Raw genomic sequence first — 13,189 nt, 5'->3', positions numbered from 1 at the left:
GTCTCCGGGCCGCTTCAGGGATCGCTCGGACGGGCCCCGGCGCGCAGTTCGCGCGGGCCTCTGCCTGATCACACGTGTCCGTCAGGGCGAACACCGGTGGATCTTGCGGCTCCGCTTCGAACTTTACGTCAACCCGGTACGGATGACGCTCCCGGAAGAGTGATGAGAATGCGGCAGCCCCGCTCGGATTCGGCCACTCCGATCCGGCCGCCGTGCAGATCGACGGCCCAGCGGGCGATCGCCAGGCCGAGACCGGTGCCTCCGTCGCTGCCCGGACCGTGCGGCCGGTTGACGCTGCCCCGGTTGAACCGCTCGAAGACGCGGTGCCACTCGGCCCGCGGAATGCCGGGCCCCTCGTCCAGCACCTCCAGCTCCAGCGACCCCGGCTGGTCCCCGGGCCGCGCCCGGACCGTCACCCGGCCGTGCGGCGGGCTGTGCTTGACCGCGTTGTCGATGAGGTTGGCGACGACCTGGTGGATGCGCTCGGGGTCGGCGTACGCGACGAGCTCCAGCGGCGACACGTCGAGGTGCAGATGGACGTCCGTACGGGTGTGGCTGCCCGATCCGGAGGCCATGCCCGCGCGGGCCGTGGAGACCATGTTGGCCTCCTTCAGCACTCCGGACAGGTACGGCCACACCTCGAACCGCCGCTTCTTCAGCGGCACCACGCCGTTGTCCAGGCGGGACAGGTCGAGGAACGTCTCCACGAGGCGGCCCAGCCGCTCGGTCTGCTTCAGGGCCGTGCGCATCGTCTCGGGGTCGGCCCGGGTGATGCCGTCGACGATGTTCTCCAGCACCGCGCGCAGGCCCGCGATGGGCGTGCGCAGCTCGTGCGAGACGTTGGCGATCAGCTCCTTGCGCTGGCGGTCCTGGGCCTCCAGCTCGTCGGCCATGACGTTGATCGTCCGGGCCAGGTCGCCGAGCTCGTCCCAGCGGTTCTCGCGCACCCGGCGGGTGTAGTCGCCGTGCGAGATGGAACGGGCCACGGCGTTCATGTCGTCCAGTGGCGCGGTGAGCGAGTGCGCCACGAACTGCGTGATGAGCAGCGTCGCGATCATCGAGAAGATCGTGATGAAGCGCAGCTCCGTCTTGGTGTGCACGGCGATCACCGAAAGGCCCGTGGTGATCAGGACCGAGACGACGACCAGCGCACCCAGCTTGGTCTTGATCGAGAACGGGCGTACACCGCCCCAGGGCTGCCGCGCCCCGGGGCCTCTGCGTCCGGCCGGACCGCCGTTCATGGCGTCGGCGTCTCCAGGGCGTAGCCCACGCCGTGCACGGTGCGGATGCGCTCGGCGCCGATCTTCCGGCGCAGCGCCTTGATGTGGCTGTCGACCGTGCGGGTGCCGGAGGCGTCCGCCCAGTCCCACACCTCGGCCAGCAGCTGCTCACGGGAGAGCACCGCGCGGGGGGTGTTCGCCAGGCACACCAGGAGGTCGAACTCGGTGGGCGTCAGATGGACGTCCTCGCTGCGCACCCGCACCCTGCGCTGCGCGTGGTCGATCTCCAGTTCGCCCAGGCGCAGGATGCCGCTGCGCGGGGTCGTCGCCGCGAGGGCGGCCCGCTCCATGCGGCGCAGCAGGACGTGCACGCGGGCCGCCAGCTCCCGCATGGAGAAGGGCTTCGTCATGTAGTCGTCGGCGCCGACGCCCAGCCCGACCAGCATGTCGGTCTCGTCGTCCCGCGCGGTGAGCATCAGCACCGGCACCGGCCGCTGGGCCTGCACGCGCCGGCAGACCTCCAGGCCGTCGAAGCCGGGCAGCATGATGTCGAGGATCAGCAGGTCGGGCTGCCAGGCCTCCGCCGTGTCCACCGCGGACGGACCGTCGCCCGCCGTTTGCACCAGGAATCCCTCGGCGCGCAGGCGCGTCGCGATGGCGTCCACGATCGTCGCGTCGTCCTCGACCACCAGGACCCGGCGCTGGGCGCCGGGGGTGGCCGTGGCCGTGCCGTTGTGGGAGGTCTGTGTCTGCTCCATCGCCCGCCCCTGAGGTGTGCTTTTTCCGGAATCCGTGGGGTGATCCGTCGTCTGCGCATCACTGCTATTGACGCTTGAATGACCGCGTCAGGGCAGCAGCGTACGGGGATTCACCGCGGCTTTGCTATCCAGGGCGGACGCCGAGGTGCACGACGTCCGGAACGCCCCGGGCAACGGGGATCTCTTCGGTACGCACCTGCTGGAACCCGGCATTCCGCAAGGTTCCCTCGAATTCCGGAGACGGCTTCGCCGACCACACGGCGAGTACCCCGCCCGGCCTCAACACCCTTGCGCAGGCGGCCAGTCCGGCTGCCGAATAGAGCCCTTCGTTGTCCTCGGTGACGGTCCAGTCGGGCCCGTTGTCGATGTCGAGACAGAGCGCGTCGAACGTGTCCGATGTCTCATCGAGATAACGGACGAGGTCCGCGTCGACGATCTCCGTGCGCGGATCGGCGAGGGCCCGCGCGGAGAGCCCGGACAGCGGTCCCGCGCGGTGCCACTCGACGATCGCCGGCTCGCGCTCCACCACGGCGATCCGTCCCCACCGGGGCTGCCCGGCGGCGTGTGCGAGCGAGAAGCCCACCCCGAGGCCGCCGATCAGGACGTGCGGCTCCGTCACGCGCGCGTCGAGGGCGGCCAGGGCGGCGTCGACGAGCCGCCGCTCCGAACGGCCGTCGGAGGTGTCCATCAGGAAGCAGCCGTTGGCGATGATCTGCAGCAGGTCACCGTGCCTGCGCAGCACGACCTCGCCGTACGGGCCCTCGCGGCGGTCCAGGACTTCGGGGGCATCGGGAATGTCGTACGGGGTGGACATGCGTTCATCCTGGCAGCTTCGTTTTCCCGGCGTTCACGGCTTCGGCACCCGCAGGCGGTGATCGCTCAGAGCGAACGGCCTCTTGGGAACATTCGGCGGCTCACATGCATTGAGTCGGCATAGCTCAACTTGACTGCCGAAGGGGAGATCATGGCTGCTGAGTCCACACCGCTCGCCCTGCCCGTGCTGCCGCTCGACGACGAGGTCGTGCTGCCCGGGATGGTGGTTCCGCTGGACCTGAGTGATTCCGAGGTGCGCGCCGCGGTGGAGGCCGCCCAGGCCGCCGCCCGCGACGAACCGGGCAAGCCCCGGGTGCTCCTGGTGCCACGCGTCGACGGGACCTACGCCGGCACCGGTGTGCTGGGCACGGTCGAGCAGGTCGGCCGGCTGGCCGACGGCGATCCCGGCGCACTGATCCGCGGCCGGGGCCGCGTGCGCATCGGCGCCGGTACGACCGGGCCGGGCGCGGCGCTGTGGGTGGAGGGCACCCGGATCGACGAGACCGTGCCCGAGCCGCTGCCGGGACACGTGACCGAACTCGTCAAGGAGTACAAGGCGCTCGCCACCGCCTGGCTGCGCAAGCGCGGCGCCTGGCAGGTCGTCGACCGGGTCCAGGCCATCGACGACGTCTCCGCGCTCGCCGACAACTCCGGTTACTCGCCGTTCCTGACCACCGAACAGAAGACCGCCCTGCTGGAGACCACCGACCCGGTGGCCCGGCTCAAGCTCGCCACCCAGCAACTGCGCGACCACCTCGCCGAGCAGGACGTCGCCGAGACCATCGCCAAGGACGTCCAGGAGGGCGTCGACAAGCAGCAGCGCGAGTTCCTGCTGCGCCGCCAGCTCGAGGCCGTACGCAAGGAGCTGCGCGAGCTCAACGGCGAACAGGAGGGCGAGGAGTCCGACGACTACCGGGCCCGCGTCGAGGCCGCCGATCTCCCCGAGAAGGTCCGCGAGGCCGCGCTCAAGGAGGTCGACAAGCTGGAGCGCGCCTCCGACCAGTCGCCCGAGGGCTCCTGGATCCGCACCTGGCTCGACACGGTCCTGGAGATGCCGTGGAGCGAGCGCACCGAGGACGCGTACGACATCCAGGGCGCCCGCGCCGTACTGGACGCCGAGCACGCGGGCCTGCAGGACGTGAAGGAGCGGATCACCGAGTACCTGGCGGTGCGCAAGCGGCGCAACGACCGGGGGCTCGGCGTGGTCGGCGGCCGGCGCGGCGGTGCCGTACTGGCCCTGGTCGGCCCGCCCGGCGTCGGCAAGACGTCCCTCGGCGAGTCCGTCGCCCACGCGATGGGCCGCAAGTTCGTCCGCGTCGCCCTCGGCGGCGTCCGCGACGAGGCCGAGATCCGCGGCCACCGCCGTACGTACGTCGGCGCGCTGCCCGGCCGGATCGTGCGGGCGATCAAGGAAGCCGGCTCGATGAACCCGGTCGTGCTCCTCGACGAGATCGACAAGGTGGGCTCCGACTTCCGCGGCGACCCGGCCGCGGCGCTGCTCGAGGTCCTCGACCCGGCGCAGAACCACACCTTCCGGGACCACTACCTGGAGGTCGAGCTCGACCTGTCCGACGTGGTGTTCCTCGCGACGGCCAACGTCCTGGAGGCCATCCCGGAGGCCCTGCTCGACCGCATGGAGCTGGTCCGCCTCGACGGCTACACCGAGGACGAGAAGGTCGTCATCGCCCGCGACCACCTGCTCCCGCGCCAGCTCGAGCGCGCCGGACTGGACGGGGACGAGGTGACGATCGACGAGGGCGCGCTGCGCAAGCTGGCCGGCGAGTACACGCGCGAGGCGGGCGTGCGCACCCTGGAGCGGTCCGTCGCGCGGCTGCTGCGCAAGATCGCCGCCCAGCACGAACTGGGTGAGCGGAAGCTGCCCTTCACCGTGACCGACGGCGACCTGCGGGACCTGATCGGCCGTCCGCACCACGTGCCCGAGTCCGCCCAGGACCCGGCCGAGCGCCGTACCGCCGTCCCCGGTGTCGCCACCGGGCTCGCCGTGACCGGTGCCGGCGGGGACGTCCTCTACGTGGAGGCGTCCCTGGCCGACCCGGAGACGGGCGCGGCGGGGCTGACCCTGACCGGCCAGCTCGGTGACGTGATGAAGGAGTCCGCGCAGATCGCGCTGAGCTTCCTGCGCAGTCACGGCGCCGAACTGGAGCTCCCGGTGGGCGACCTGAAGGACCGGGGCGTGCACATCCACTTCCCGGCGGGCGCGGTCCCCAAGGACGGCCCGAGCGCGGGCGTCACCATGACCACCGCCCTGGCCTCGCTGCTCTCCGGCCGGCTGGTCCGCACCGACGTGGCGATGACCGGCGAGGTCTCGCTGACCGGGCGGGTGCTGCCGATCGGCGGGGTGAAGCAGAAGCTGCTCGCCGCGCACCGCGCGGGGATCACCACCGTCATCATCCCCAAGCGCAACGAGCCCGACCTGGACGACGTCCCGGCGGAGGTGCTGGACAAGCTCGACGTCCACGCCGTCACCGACGTCCGCCAGGTCCTGGAACTGGCGCTGTCGCCGGCCACCCACGGCGCGGCGCCCGAGATTCCGGTCGCGGCGTGACGGACGCGGCCGGATGAGGGAAGGCCCGGGTCCCGTGAGGGAGGCCCGGGCCTTCGCCACGCCCGGCCGCCGCCGGCGCATCCGTGGACCGCTCCCCTCGGCGTCCTGCCGCCGGCGTCGCCGACGGCTTCCGTGCCGCCCGGCGGGGACCGGCCGGGTCAGCCCAGCGCGAAGGTCCGCACCCGGTCCAGGGTGCCGTTGAAGAGGTCGTGGTCCCCGACGGTCGGGCCGGTCGAGGTGTACTGCCACATCGTGTACGTGCTCCAGCCCGCGGGCAGCTCGCCCACGGTGGAGGCGTACCGGGCGATCCACAGCGGGGTGGTGGCGGCGAAGCCGGCGTAGTTGCCGGTGCACTGCTTCCACCAGCTGGTGGCCGTGTAGAGGACGGCGTCCCGGCCGGTGCGGTACCGGTACTGGTCCAGGAAGTCGCGGATCCAGCTCACCATCGCGCTCTGCGACTTGCCGTAGCAGGCGTCGCCGTACGGGTTCCACTCGATGTCGAGCACGCCCGGCAGGGTCCGCCCGTCCGCCGACCAGCCGCCGCCGCGGTCGACGAAGTAGTCGGCCTGGGCGGCGCCGCTCGCCGTGTCGGGCGTGCCGAAGTGGTAGGCGCCGCGGACCATGCCGACGTCGTAGGAGCCGCCGTACTGCTGCGAGTGGTACGGGTTGGTGTAGTACGTCCCCTCCGTGGCCTTGGCGTAGGCCCAGCGGACCCCGCTGTTCCACAGGGTCGTCCAGGCGACGTCGCCCTGGTGGCTGGAGACGTCCACCCCCTCCGTCCGGGTGGAGCGGACGGTGGGCAGGCCGCCGCTGCCGTCGTGGGCGGCGACGCCCATGCCCATGCGGGCGGAGCCGCGCGGAGGCACGGTGGGGGCGGATCCGGCCGCGGCGGCCGGGTGGGGGAGGGAGAGCACCGCGAGCAGGACCGCGCCGGCGGTCGCGAGCGCGCGTATGCGGAGGAGACCGGATCTGTGTACGGGCATGACGCATCTCCGAAAGGTCGGTGTGGGGCGAACCCGGAATGTGGCCCACGTCCCAGGTGGTGGGCATGCCGCGCGATCGCCCGGTGAGGAAACCGCGCACGCGGACCACGACGGGGACGGGGCGTCCTCCCCGCTGTCCGCATGAGGCGGGAGGTGGCCCCGGCCGTCATTGGTCCACGCCTGCGAAATACTGGTGGAGCCGCGGCGACGTCGCCACTTGGCGGGAAACTCGTCGGACCGGAAAACCGAAGCAGGGGCAGACGTGCACGAACAAGGACACCGCGGCGAAGAGCGCGCCGCCTCCCCGGAGCCCGCACCGGGTGTGGACCAGCCGGGATTCCTGGCGCTGGAACGCGAGTTGACGGTGCTGCTGCGGCGCGCCCGGGCCAGTCAGGGGGAGATGGCCCGCGCGGTCCATCCCGACCTGGAGCCGTCCGCGTACGGGCTGCTGGTCCGTCTGGATGAGTGCGGCCGGCAGCGGGCCACCGAGCTCGCCGCCTACATCGGCGTCGGCAAGGCGACGATGTCGCGTCAGCTTCGCGCGCTGGAGCAGCTCGGCCTCGTCGCCCGCGAGCCGGACCCCGCCGACGGCCGCGCCTGGCTGATCGCCCTCACGCGGGAGGGCCACGAACGGGTCCGCAGGGTCCGCGAGGCCCGCCGCGCGCGCTACGCCGGCCGGCTCGCCGACTGGGACCCCGCCGAGGTCACGGAACTCGCCCGGCTGCTGAACCAGCTCAACCGGGGCATGGAGAAGTGACCCCGTACGGGCTACAGCCGACGGGGTGACAGCTCGGCGTACACCACCGTCGCGTCGTCGTGCGTCTTGCCGCGGCGCGGCGGTATCCGGTCCGCGTCCGCCCGTTCCAGGGTCCGTACGCGGTCCACCAGGGACCGGGCGCCCTCCTCGCGGACCAGGGTGAGGCAGTCCGCCCAGTCGCCCTCGTGGAACCTCTCCACCCAGCGCGCCGCACCGTCCGTCAGGGCGGCCAGGGCGCGCACCCCGTCGCGCGGCAGCGAACCGGTGACCGCGCGGGAGGCCACCGAGGGATCCGCCGCCGCGGTGAAGAAGCCGCCCTCCTTGTTGCGCAGCGTGGTGTCCACCAGGGTGTGGGAGGCCAGCGCCGAGCGGGGCAGCCGGTCCAGCCGGTCGTCCAGGAACGGGGTGACCGTCCCGTCGGGGGACTCGACGAGCAGGGCCGAGTCGGACAGCACCAGGTAGTCCACCGAGGCCGGTGACCAGCGGGCCAGCACCACGGTCGCCTGCGGCGTACGGGGGTGAGAAAGGTCACAGGTTGCCGCGTGACCGGCGGCGGTACGCGCGAGGGCCCGGGACAGCAGCTCGGCCAGGGGCACATCCGGGAGGGAAACGGTCAGTTCGGTCAGCGCCCCGCCCAGCCGCGCGGTGAACCAGGGCACGGAATGCAGACATCCGCCGCCGTCCCCCGGTGGCGTGACCCCGTCCAGCACCACGAGCGAACCGCCCTGTCCGGAGGCCGGAAGACCGACGCTCGCGAAGTCCTCGTTGGGGCGGCCGGGGTCACCGGGCTCCGAGACAAGCTCCGTACGCATCCCGTCAGTCTGCACGACCCCTTCACAAGGGCCGCGAAAGGCCCTCGCCGGTCGCCGGATACCCGCAGCGGCGCAGGTCAGGCGCCTGGTTTGGGAGGGAATACAGTGCTCCGGGAAGACGTGGCGGCGAATATTGCCACCGCCCGCCGCAGACGTCCAACCGGCGTGCCGCGCGGGGCCGCTGCGGGAGCCGGCGGAACTTGCCCCTCAACTCACCTCCGGGGTTCACTCCTTCGAGTGGCGGGTCAGGTGATGCGCATCCACTGTCCACGCTCACTGGGAGGGTCGGGGAGCGATGGGGGCGCCTCGCTGTCCGAGCGCGGTCAAGAGCTCGGGGTGAACGCCCGCACCCGTTGACGGAGCGTCACCCGGACCCACGGGTACACGAGTCAGGAATGCGAGCACCGGTGCAGAAGTCGCGGCCTCGTCGCACAGGCAAGCAGACGGCCCCCACGGGGGACGCGGAGCGGAAGCCCACCGTCGGCAGGGGTCGCCCCACCCATGTACGCAACCGGCTCATCGTCGCCGTGGCCGTGGTGGCCGCCGCGATCGCCGCGGCCGGGGCACCCTCCGTACTCACGGCCTCCGGGCAGCTCAAGGACTCACAGGACCTGGTGACGCTCGCCGAGCAGACCCAGGACGCCCTCACCCTGGCGCACTCCCTCGCCGACGAGCGCGACGAGGTCGTCCCCTACATCGCGGCCGGCCGCCCCGAGTCCAAGGCGCCCTCCGAGGACCACAGCGCCCGCGTCGACCGGCAGGTCGAGGAGCTGCGCACCGACGCCGACATGCCGCAGGAGCTGCGCGACGGCCTCGACGCCGTCGCCACCGTGCGCAGAGCGGCGCTCACGGGCAAGAGCAGCGCCCTCGAAGCGCATCAGGCGTACTCCACCGCCGTCACCCTGCTGCACCGGCTCGCCGAACAGCTCGCGGAGCAGACCCCGCCCCGCGCCGGCTCGGGCGCCCACGCGCTCACCGAACTGGACTCCGCCGTCCAGCAGGCCGCCGCCACCCGCGGACTGCTGCTCGCCGCGCTGAACGTGCCGGCCACCACCGAGACCGTGATCGACCCGATCACCGGCCTGCCGTCCACGGTCACCGGCTCCTCGGACGCCGACACGAAGCGGCGCGACGAGCTGACCGCCGCCGCGCTCCAGGCCCGGCTGCGCTCCGACGCGGCCCTCGCCGACTTCCGCGAGACCGCGCCCAGGAGCGCCCGCGGCTCCTACGACTCCACGGTCACCGGACCCGAGGTCGAGACCGCGGAGAAGTACCTGGCCCGCCTCACCGACGAGCCCACGCTCTCCGACGACGATCTCGGCACCAGCGTCAAGAAGCTGCGGGACGCGCTCACCGCGCGGATCGACACGATGCGCGGCGTCGAGTCCGCGCTCTTCGACCAGCGCACCAAGGACCTCGCCCGGCTCCGCGACGACGACGTCACCGCGCTGGAGATCCGGATCGCCGTCCTCGGCGCCCTGATGCTGCTCGCGATCGGCATCGCCACGGCGATGGCCCGCACCCTGACACGCCCGCTGTCGGTGCTGCGCCGGGGCTCCGCCCGCCTCGCCGAGGCGGAGGACCTCACCGGCCAGGAGCCGGTCGCCTTCACCGGCCGCAACGACGAGTTCGCCCAGGTCGTCCGCTCCGTCAACGCCCTGCACACGCGCGCCGCCGCCCTCGCCGAGCGGATCGCCACCCTGGAGGCCGACCGCAAGCACCTCGTGGGCCAGCGGCAGAAGATGGCCGACGCCCGCGAGGAACTGCGCACCGAACTCGCCGAGTCCGCCGCCCACCTGGAGCGGCTGCGCGCCGGCATCGGCGGTACGTTCGTCAACCTCGCCCTGCGCACCCTCGGACTGGTCGAGCGTCAGCTCGGCGTCATCGAGGGGCTGGAGGAGCGCGAGGACGACCCGGACCGGCTGGCCACCCTGTTCAAGCTCGACCACTTCGCCACGGTGATGCGCCGGCACAGCGAGAACCTCCTGGTCCTCGCCGGCACCGAGCACGGCCGGCACACGGCGGGCCCGGTTCCGCTGGTGGACGTCGTACGGGCCGCGGTCAGCGAGATCGAGCGGTACGAGCGGGTCCGGATCGCCGCGCTGCCGCCGCACGCGCACATCGCCGGGTTCGCCGCGGACGACCTGTCCCACCTGCTGGCCGAGCTCATGGAGAACGCCACCTCGTTCTCCCCGCCCGACCTGCCCGTCGAGATCTCCGGCTGGCTGCTGGAGAGCGGCGAGGTCATGCTCTCCGTCCGGGACGAGGGCATCGGCATGACCGGGGAGCGGCTGGAGCGGCTCAACGCCCGGCTGTCCGACTTCGACCCGGAGGTCACCTACGACGCGGAGGCCGAGGACGGTCTCGGGCTCGGCCTGTACGTCGTGGCCCGGCTCGCCCACCGGCACGGGGTGCGGGTCAAGCTGCGCGAGCAGAAGCAGGGCGGCATCGCCGCGGTCGTCGTCCTCCCCGAGCCCCTGCTGGCACCCGCCGCCCCCGGCGCGGTCCCCGCCTCCGTCACCGGCGCCACCTCCACGTACACCCTCCCGGGCGCCGACGCCGAGGCCAACTCCAACGTCCTCCATGGCCGTACGGAGTCGGACGACCCGCTGGTCGCCCTGGCGGAGAAGGCGGTACGCCGCCAGGGCGCACCCGGTGACGGGACACCGGGCGCGTCGGCGGAGTCGCCGGCGGCGGACGGCGCGGAGGGGTCCTCGCCGGCCCCCGCGGAGACCCTCGCGAAGACCCCCGCGAGGGGCTCGGCCGGGCAGTCCGCGCAGGCACCCGCGGAGGACGCCCAGCCGGACGGTGACGACGGTCCGGCGGACGCGAAGGCCCCTGCCGGGGAGGCGGAGGAGTCCGCGCCCGGCCGCGGGGACGAGTCCGCGAGCGGTCTCGCTGGGCGTGAGGGCGGCGACGCGCCGGCCGAGCGGCCCGCCGAGGTCACGATGGAGTTGCTGATCCCGGTGCAGCCGGAGGCGGCCGACGAGCCGGAAGCCGCCCGGGACCACGGCGCCGGCGCCGACCGCACGGCCGTCCCCGGCGCCCGGGGAGCCGAGGCCGGAACCGGACCTGCCGCCTCCGCCGAGCCCGGTACCGACGCCGTCGGCCGGGCGGAGGGCGAGAGCGTTCGCCCGGGGGCGGGGCACGCGGGCGGTGACGAGGCCGCGGGCGCCGCCGCGCAGCCGTTCGCCGGGGGCGCGGACGACACCGTCCGCCCGGGCGCCGGTCACGCGGCCGCGGACGAGGAGTCCCCGTCCGGTGCCGCGAGCCGGCCGGCCGGTGAGGACCCGGAGGACACCGCTCACCCGGTCGCGTCCCCCAGGGACACGCCCGGCACGGACGCCGGGCCCGGGACTCACCCCGAAGCCGAAGCCGGCGGTGACACGGAGCACGCGCGTGTCGCCGACGGAGACGGGAACGAGGACGGGGACGAGGAACCGGTCACGGCCAAGGGGCTGCCCAAGCGCACGCCCCGGATCACCGCGCCCGTCGCGGCCCCGCGCCCGCGTACCGGTTCCGTGGACGCCGAGGCCCTGCGCCGCCGGCTCGGCGGTTTCCGCCAGGGGGCGGACGCCGGACGCCGGGACGTCGAGGCGGAACTCGCCGAACGGACCGGTGGCCACCAGGCGCCGTCCGGCCCGGCCGGCACATCCGAAGAGACCACGGGGGGCACAGTCGAGGAGGCAAGCAGTTGACCGCGTCGCCCAGTACTGTCGGACTGAGCAGTGAGGCCCGCAACCTGCACTGGCTGTTGAGCAACCTCGTCGAGGAGGTGCCCGGCATCCTCTCCGTCGCGGTGGTCTCCTCCGACGGCCTGCTCCTGCTGTCGTCCGACGACTCCCGCAACACCGAGGCCCGCGACGCGCGGAGCGCGAGACGCACCGGCCCCCGCGGCTCCGCCGCCGACCTGGCCACCGTCGTCTCCGGCATCGGCAGCCTGACCGTCGGTGCCTCGAAGCTGATGGACTTCGGTCCGGTCAAGCACACGATGGTGGCGATGGACGAGGGCAGCCTGTTCGTGATGTCCATCAGCGACGGCTCCCTGCTCGGCGTGCACGGCTCCGCGGAGTGCGACATGAGCGTGGTGGCGTACCACATGGCCCTGTTCGTCGGCCGCGCCGGCCATGTCCTGACCCCGGAACTCCGCAGCGAGCTGCGCCAATCCCTGGAGAGCGAGTCCACCGGGGGTTCCCGATGAGCAAGTCCAGGAAACTGCTCCCGGTCCGCGGCGGCGACCGCAAACCCGCCCGGGTCCGCCCCTACTCGCTCACCGGCGGCCGCACCCGCTTCGGCCACGTCCTGCTCGTCGAGACGTTCGTCGGCGCCACCGCCGCGCTCGAAGCCGCCGGGGAGCGCAGGGAACTGACGAACGGCAACCTCACCTCCCGCGTGATGCCGGAGATGCGGGCCATCGTCGAACTGTGCCGCCGCATGCGAACGGTGGCCGAGATCGCCGCGCTGCTGAGGATGCCGCTCGGCGTGGTCCGCGTCCTCCTCAGCGACCTCGCGGACCAGGGAAAGATCCGTGTCTACGGAACGGGAACCGGCCACGGCACGGGCCGCCCGGACCGCGCGCTGCTGGAAAGGGTGCTGAGTGGACTCCGTCGTCTCTGACGTCGCGCACGGCGTCTCCCCGCTCACGGAAGAGGGCGACGAGCCGCTGCTGCCCTGGCAGACGGACCGTACCCGCGCGCCCGTCGCCACGAAGATAGTGGTGGCGGGCGGGTTCGCCGTCGGCAAGACCACGCTGGTCACCTCCGTCTCGGAGATCACGCCCCTGCAGACCGAGGCGCTGATGACCGAGGCGAGCGAGGGGACCGACGACCTCACCGCCACGCCCGGCAAGCTGACCACCACCGTGGCCATGGACTTCGGCCGCATCACGCTCGACGACGACCTGGTGCTCTACCTGTTCGGCACACCGGGCCAGCAGCGGTTCTGGTTCATGTGGGACGACCTGGTGCGCGGCGCGATCGGCGCCGTCGTGATGGCCGACACCCGCCGCCTGAAGGACTGCTGGCCGGCGCTGGACTACTTCGAGAGCTGCGGACTGCCGTACGTCGTCGCGGTCAACCACTTCGACGGCAGTGAGCGGTTCGACGCCGAGGACGTGCGGGAGGCGTTGACGATCCCCGCACACATACCTGTCATGATCATGGACGCGCGCCGCCGGATCTCGGTCATCGAGACCCTCCTGTCCCTCGTGGGCCACGCGCTCGACGAAACCCCCGAGTAATCCCCGAGCCATCCTCGAGCAGCCCCCTTAGGAGCATCCCC

11 protein-coding genes are annotated in these 13,189 nt (G+C 72.8%); 6 read left to right on the top strand and 5 right to left on the bottom strand.

All coding sequences use genetic code 11. From position 1 onward, the window contains the following. Positions 1–128 precede the first annotated feature (128 nt). The 3 genes from ACF1DX_RS04980 to ACF1DX_RS04970 form a co-directional block, all read right to left on the bottom strand. On the bottom strand, positions 129–1,241 hold the full coding sequence (locus ACF1DX_RS04980; RefSeq protein WP_391789851.1) for an ATP-binding protein: 1,113 nt from the start codon (positions 1,239–1,241) through the stop codon (positions 129–131). Further along, positions 1,238–1,978 carry a response regulator transcription factor gene (locus tag ACF1DX_RS04975; protein ID WP_030834147.1) on the bottom strand — a complete coding sequence of 247 codons (741 nt, stop codon included), beginning with the start codon at positions 1,976–1,978 and terminating at the stop codon, positions 1,238–1,240. The genes ACF1DX_RS04980 and ACF1DX_RS04975 overlap by 4 nt, the downstream gene beginning before the upstream one ends. A 124-nt stretch (positions 1,979–2,102) precedes the next feature. Continuing rightward, complete coding sequence (locus ACF1DX_RS04970; RefSeq protein WP_391789850.1) at positions 2,103–2,792, bottom strand: spermidine synthase; 690 nt, start codon at positions 2,790–2,792, stop codon at positions 2,103–2,105. Positions 2,793–2,942: 150 nt separating this feature from the next. Between ACF1DX_RS04970 and lon the strand changes: the two genes are divergently transcribed. After that, positions 2,943–5,357: an endopeptidase La gene (gene lon, locus ACF1DX_RS04965; protein ID WP_391789849.1), complete on the top strand. Its 2,415-nt coding sequence runs from the start codon at positions 2,943–2,945 to the stop codon at positions 5,355–5,357. 158 nt (positions 5,358–5,515) lie between these two features. Here the strand turns inward: lon and ACF1DX_RS04960 are convergent, their stop codons facing one another. Next, positions 5,516–6,340 carry a lysozyme gene (locus tag ACF1DX_RS04960; RefSeq protein WP_391789848.1) on the bottom strand — a complete coding sequence of 275 codons (825 nt, stop codon included), beginning with the start codon at positions 6,338–6,340 and terminating at the stop codon, positions 5,516–5,518. 262 nt (positions 6,341–6,602) lie between these two features. On the opposite strand from ACF1DX_RS04960, the gene ACF1DX_RS04955 reads away from it, so the two are divergent. Beyond that, complete coding sequence (locus ACF1DX_RS04955; protein WP_030860322.1) at positions 6,603–7,097, top strand: MarR family winged helix-turn-helix transcriptional regulator; 495 nt, start codon at positions 6,603–6,605, stop codon at positions 7,095–7,097. Between the two features lie 11 nt (positions 7,098–7,108). On the opposite strand, the gene ACF1DX_RS04950 is transcribed toward ACF1DX_RS04955, so the two are convergent. Next, on the bottom strand, positions 7,109–7,909 hold the full coding sequence (locus ACF1DX_RS04950) for a protein phosphatase 2C domain-containing protein (protein ID WP_391789847.1): 801 nt from the start codon (positions 7,907–7,909) through the stop codon (positions 7,109–7,111). 395 nt (positions 7,910–8,304) lie between these two features. On the opposite strand from ACF1DX_RS04950, the gene ACF1DX_RS04945 reads away from it, so the two are divergent. Genes ACF1DX_RS04945 through ACF1DX_RS04930 form a run of 4 tightly spaced genes read left to right on the top strand, consistent with a single transcriptional unit; the run spans position 8,305 to position 13,148 of the window. Then, entirely contained in the window at positions 8,305–11,607 is a 3,303-nt protein-coding gene (locus tag ACF1DX_RS04945) for a nitrate- and nitrite sensing domain-containing protein (protein WP_391789846.1), read from the top strand. After that, positions 11,604–12,110 carry a roadblock/LC7 domain-containing protein gene (locus tag ACF1DX_RS04940; RefSeq protein ID WP_391789845.1) on the top strand — a complete coding sequence of 169 codons (507 nt, stop codon included), beginning with the start codon at positions 11,604–11,606 and terminating at the stop codon, positions 12,108–12,110. Before ACF1DX_RS04945 ends, ACF1DX_RS04940 begins: the two co-directional genes overlap by 4 nt. Continuing rightward, the gene (locus tag ACF1DX_RS04935) at positions 12,107–12,526 is read left to right on the top strand and encodes a DUF742 domain-containing protein (protein ID WP_391789844.1); all 420 of its coding nucleotides are present in this window, start codon (positions 12,107–12,109) and stop codon (positions 12,524–12,526) included. The genes ACF1DX_RS04940 and ACF1DX_RS04935 overlap by 4 nt, the downstream gene beginning before the upstream one ends. Next, positions 12,507–13,148, top strand: a complete 642-nt coding sequence (locus tag ACF1DX_RS04930; RefSeq protein ID WP_073932439.1) for an ATP/GTP-binding protein — start codon at positions 12,507–12,509, stop codon at positions 13,146–13,148. Before ACF1DX_RS04935 ends, ACF1DX_RS04930 begins: the two co-directional genes overlap by 20 nt. The last annotated feature ends 41 nt before the right edge of the window (positions 13,149–13,189 follow it).

The organism is Streptomyces sp. NPDC014676 (genome assembly GCF_043084105.1).
GTDB lineage: Bacteria > Actinomycetota > Actinomycetes > Streptomycetales > Streptomycetaceae > Streptomyces.
The sequence above is the reverse complement of the archived record's forward strand: the minus strand, read 5'-3'. Positions and strand labels throughout refer to the sequence as shown.

Bases quoted from the DNA above. Each gene is read 5' to 3' on its own strand.
- ACF1DX_RS04980 (WP_391789851.1), bottom strand. From the start codon at position 1,241: ATGAACGGCGGTCCGGCCGGACGCAGAGGCCCCGGGGCGCGGCAGCCC.
- ACF1DX_RS04935 (WP_391789844.1), top strand. From the start codon at position 12,107: ATGAGCAAGTCCAGGAAACTGCTCCCGGTCCGCGGCGGCGACCGCAAA.
- ACF1DX_RS04950 (WP_391789847.1), bottom strand. From the start codon at position 7,909: ATGCGTACGGAGCTTGTCTCGGAGCCCGGTGACCCCGGCCGCCCCAAC.
- ACF1DX_RS04970 (WP_391789850.1), bottom strand. From the start codon at position 2,792: ATGTCCACCCCGTACGACATTCCCGATGCCCCCGAAGTCCTGGACCGC.
- ACF1DX_RS04975 (WP_030834147.1), bottom strand. From the start codon at position 1,978: ATGGAGCAGACACAGACCTCCCACAACGGCACGGCCACGGCCACCCCC.
- lon (WP_391789849.1), top strand. From the start codon at position 2,943: ATGGCTGCTGAGTCCACACCGCTCGCCCTGCCCGTGCTGCCGCTCGAC.
- ACF1DX_RS04960 (WP_391789848.1), bottom strand. From the start codon at position 6,340: ATGCCCGTACACAGATCCGGTCTCCTCCGCATACGCGCGCTCGCGACC.
- ACF1DX_RS04945 (WP_391789846.1), top strand. From the start codon at position 8,305: ATGCGAGCACCGGTGCAGAAGTCGCGGCCTCGTCGCACAGGCAAGCAG.